General features: G+C 61.6%; 3 protein-coding genes and 1 pseudogene. All 4 read left to right on the top strand.

The window, feature by feature from the left end; genetic code table 11:
• The 4 genes and pseudogenes from VNH11_28925 to VNH11_28940 all read left to right on the top strand — a co-directional run bounded on the left by VNH11_28925 (nucleotide 1) and on the right by VNH11_28940 (nucleotide 3,171).
• Nucleotides 1-156: pseudogene (locus VNH11_28925) on the top strand (transposase).
• Between the two features lie 307 nt (nucleotides 157-463).
• Complete coding sequence (locus VNH11_28930) at nucleotides 464-2,251, top strand: N-6 DNA methylase (GenBank protein ID HVA50409.1); 1,788 nt, start codon at nucleotides 464-466, stop codon at nucleotides 2,249-2,251.
• 106 nt (nucleotides 2,252-2,357) lie between these two features.
• Nucleotides 2,358-2,690 (top strand): hypothetical protein, encoded by a 333-nt coding sequence (locus VNH11_28935; GenBank protein ID HVA50410.1) that lies wholly within the window; start codon nucleotides 2,358-2,360, stop codon nucleotides 2,688-2,690.
• Nucleotides 2,680-3,171, top strand: a complete 492-nt coding sequence (locus tag VNH11_28940; GenBank protein HVA50411.1) for a helix-turn-helix domain-containing protein — start codon at nucleotides 2,680-2,682, stop codon at nucleotides 3,169-3,171. Before VNH11_28935 ends, VNH11_28940 begins: the two co-directional genes overlap by 11 nt.
• Nucleotides 3,172-3,731: the final 560 nt, after the last annotated feature.

The following is a 3,731-nucleotide window of genomic DNA, read 5'->3' on the forward strand; positions in this document are numbered from 1 at the left end:
GACGACCGCCACGTCAGCTTTCGATGGAAAGATTACGCGCACGGCGGGGGCTGGCGCACGATGACGCTGCTGGCGGTGGAGTTCCTGCGTCGTTTCCTGCTGCACGTCTTGCCCTCCGGTTTTCAGCGCATCCGGCACTACAGCTTTTGGGCGAACTGCCATCGCCAGAGGAAGCTCGACGTGTGCCGCCGGCTGCTGCAACAACAGCAGGAACAGGCCGCCCCCCCTCCGCCAACTCCACGCAAAAATGTCGCGTGCCGAACTGTGTGCCTCTTTGCGCTCGGTTCGCTCGCCTCCCTGACTCTGCCCTGACTGGCCTTGCCTTGACGATCGAAATTGGCCCTGATTCAAAGATCGGTCCCAGCATCGACCTGAATTGCCGACATCTTGACCCTTGGATGCGCTCGCCGAAAGGCGATAATGTGCGAACGAACATTTCAAAGGAGCGCGGGCGGATATGCCGGTGACAAAGCGGAAAGCTACGGGGGCACACTTCACACCGCCGGACCCGGCCCGGCTGATCGCGGAGCGCGTGGCCGCGCTCATGAGCGGCTTGAAAGGGCCCATCCGTGTGCTCGATCCCGCCTGCGGCGACGGCAACCTGCTTCGCGCCATCCACGATGCGCTGCCGCGCGAGGTGCGGCGGCGCATGACGCTCATCGGAATCGAGAACGATCACGCTTCGTTCGCGTCGCTGCAAGCCAGGCAGTCGAGCTTCGATACCGGCCGCATCGACCTGATCCGGGGAGACTTCCTGGAGTTCTTCGGCGACAACGACCTGTTCGGCTCCCACGAAGAGCTCGAGCCGGTCGATTGCATCATCGCCAATCCGCCGTACGTCAGGACGCAGGTGCTCGGCGCCAATCGCGCCCAGCAGCTCGCGGCACGGTTCGGCTTGAGCGGCCGCGTCGATCTTTATCAGGCATTTCTGGTGGCGATGGCCAGGCAATTACGCCCCGGCGGCATTCTTGGCGTCATTACGTCGAACCGCTTCCTGACTACCAGGGGCGGCATGGCCACGCGGCGGTTCCTGCGCACGAAGTTCGACCTGCTCGAAATTGTCGACTTGGGCGACACCAAGCTGTTTGAGGCCGCGGTGCTGCCCGCACTGGTCTTCGCCCGAAAACGCGGCGACGCCACCGAGGCAAACGGCACGGATGGGCCAAGCTTTGTTCGCATTTATGAGGCGACCAGCGACGGCAACGGCGACGCCGAGCAGGTCGCCTCGCTCGTCGATTCACTGCGCCAGCCGCAGCCCGGACTCGTTCGTGTGAATGGCTGTCGCTACCGAATTGCCACGGGCAACCTGCCGCTCGGTCACGACGACACCAAGCCATGGACGTTGCTCACCGGCGGCGAAGCGGATTGGGTGGCGATGGTCGATGCCGCCGCGCGGTGCCGCCTCGGCGAGGTGGCGAAAGTGCGCGTGGGCATCAAGACCACCGCCGACGGTGTTTTCATCCGCCGCGATTGGGAGACGCTGCCCGGCGAGATTCGGCCGGACCCGCAGCATCTCCGGGCGCTCCTTTCGCAGGAAGATACCGCCAAATGGCGGCCGCTGGAAGCCGCTGGCCCGCAAAGGCGGGTGCTTTATACACACGAGGTCGTCGATGGCCGGCGGCGTGGGGTTCGTTTTTCGGCATCGTCGCCCACCTGGAAGTATCTGCTGAGCAGAAAAGAGAACCTCGAGTCGCGAAAGTACGTGCTCGACGCGGGACGAGCGTGGTATGAGATTTGGGTGCCGCAGGATCCGCAAGCATGGTCGCTGCCCAAGATCGTCTTCCCCGATATCAGCCCCGACGCGCGGTTTTTTTGGGATGTAAAAGGATCGCTCGTCGACGGCAATTGCTATTGGATCACGACCAACGACCCGGATGACGAAGAGCTGTTGCTGTTTATCCTGGGCGTCGCAAATGCGGCGCTGATCTCGCGGTACCACGACTTGGCCTTCCAAAACAAGCTGTATTCGCAGCGCCGGCGTCACCTGACCCAGTACATCACCGAGTATCCGCTGCCCGACCGCGATGCCGCGCCGTCGCGGCAGGTTGTGAAAGTCGTCCGGCGGCTGGTGCAAGAGACGCTGAGCAGTGAGGAGCGTCAGCGGCTGGAAGCGAGGGTCGACGCGCTCGTCGCGCAGGCCTTCGGCATCGACTGGCCGGATGTCACGGGTAGGGCGGCTTCATCGACAGCGCCTGCTGGCGAGCACGCTTTACATCATCATCTGGTCGAAAATCGCCGTTTCGGCGCTTGACATAGGTCAAACAACCAGCCTAGAATGTCCGATAAGAGGAGATGGGGCCGTCTGCCCGTCTGGGGAGTTGTGCTGAGTGCCGCCATTGACGAACCCAGATCGACTTATGGCCTACCGGGACGCGCTCGGTAACTGGAGCGTGACTGGCTATATCCAGTTTGAACTGACGGAACAGGCGCACCGGTGGCTACGACGGGAACTGGCTGAAATAACCCTGAAAGACGTTGGTCGCCTGATGTTCGAGCATGTAACGGCAGGCGGGGAAATCGATGAAATACCCGAGACACGCCCCGAGTGGTCGGGCGAATACGCGTTTCATCACGACCTTCGAGTAATGATTGGCGGTCGACCCGTCTATATCGAGACCCGCTTGCACTACCGGCTTCCGGTCGTCGCCGACGAATCTTGGATTCTTGTGGTGAATGTCCATGCCTGCTAATGATTCAGCCAAAATCAAGCGTCCCGTCGGTGCGGAGCGCCCGTTCCCATGGCAATGCCGTCGTTGCGCCAAGAAGGAAGTCGAATTGGCCACGATTTCTTACGACGCCGAGATTCGTCACGACGGACGGCTGCACAAGTTCGCGGTCCCCAATTTAGACATCCCCGTCTGTCGAGCTTGTGGGGAGAAGGTTTTCTCGGAAAAGGTTGACGATCAGATCAATGTTGCGTTGCGCTCACATCTGAATTTGCTGACGCCGGCCGATATGCGAACTGGGCTGGAGCATATTGGCATGACGCAGAGAGATGCCGCTGACCGCCTAGGAGTTGCCGAGGCAACACTCTCTCGTTGGTTGACCGACACGCAAATACAGTCGAGAGCGATGGACAATCTGCTGCGCGTTTTCTTCGCCTTTCCGCAGGTTCGCAATGCACTTGGCGGAAGTGCGCAGAGGCTTTCGCGACGGCGAAGCCGTCCTTGATGCAAGAGAGAAAACAAACATCTTTCCGACGAACAACGGCGGGCGCTCGAGGCGGGCGGCGCGGTGCCCATCCAGGACGGATCGCAGACTTGCCACGTCATCTCAGGCGGTCAGCTCGAGAAGATGAAAGCTCTTCTCGAAGTCGCACAAACCGACCCGTCGTTTTACGACGCCGGGAGGTGCTGCGTCTGGTTCCAGGGGCTTCGTTTCGCCGACCTCGCTTTTCGCTGAACGCCGCGCGCCGCCCCAACCAGCGTCTCGACCGGTGGATACCGCGCGCCGCGCGCCGTTTCCATGAGCCCGTCGCGTGCCCGGAGTGCATCAGCCCTCTTTCCCGCGCTTTATTCGGCCATACTCTCCCGCGCGCTTCGCTCAAAAAGGGTGCGGTCCACTCTGTCCCGTGGTTTATGCGGCATTTCCAAGCGGAATGAGACGATTCTGGCTGGGAGTTCGTGGTGCGGCGGTCTGCCATGAAACGAACATCTGGTCCCGAACGGTGGTCCAGGTCTTGCTCAGGACGGCAAGCCGCAGGGCCAGAATCGCCGCGCCGCCCTCCTCTT

Source organism: Pirellulales bacterium, from assembly GCA_035533075.1.
GTDB lineage: Bacteria > Planctomycetota > Planctomycetia > Pirellulales > JAICIG01 > DASSFG01.

Coding starts and splice junctions, on each gene's coding strand:
- VNH11_28935 (HVA50410.1), top strand. CDS start 2,358: ATGGCCTACCGGGACGCGCTCGGTAACTGGAGCGTGACTGGCTATATC.
- VNH11_28940 (HVA50411.1), top strand. CDS start 2,680: ATGCCTGCTAATGATTCAGCCAAAATCAAGCGTCCCGTCGGTGCGGAG.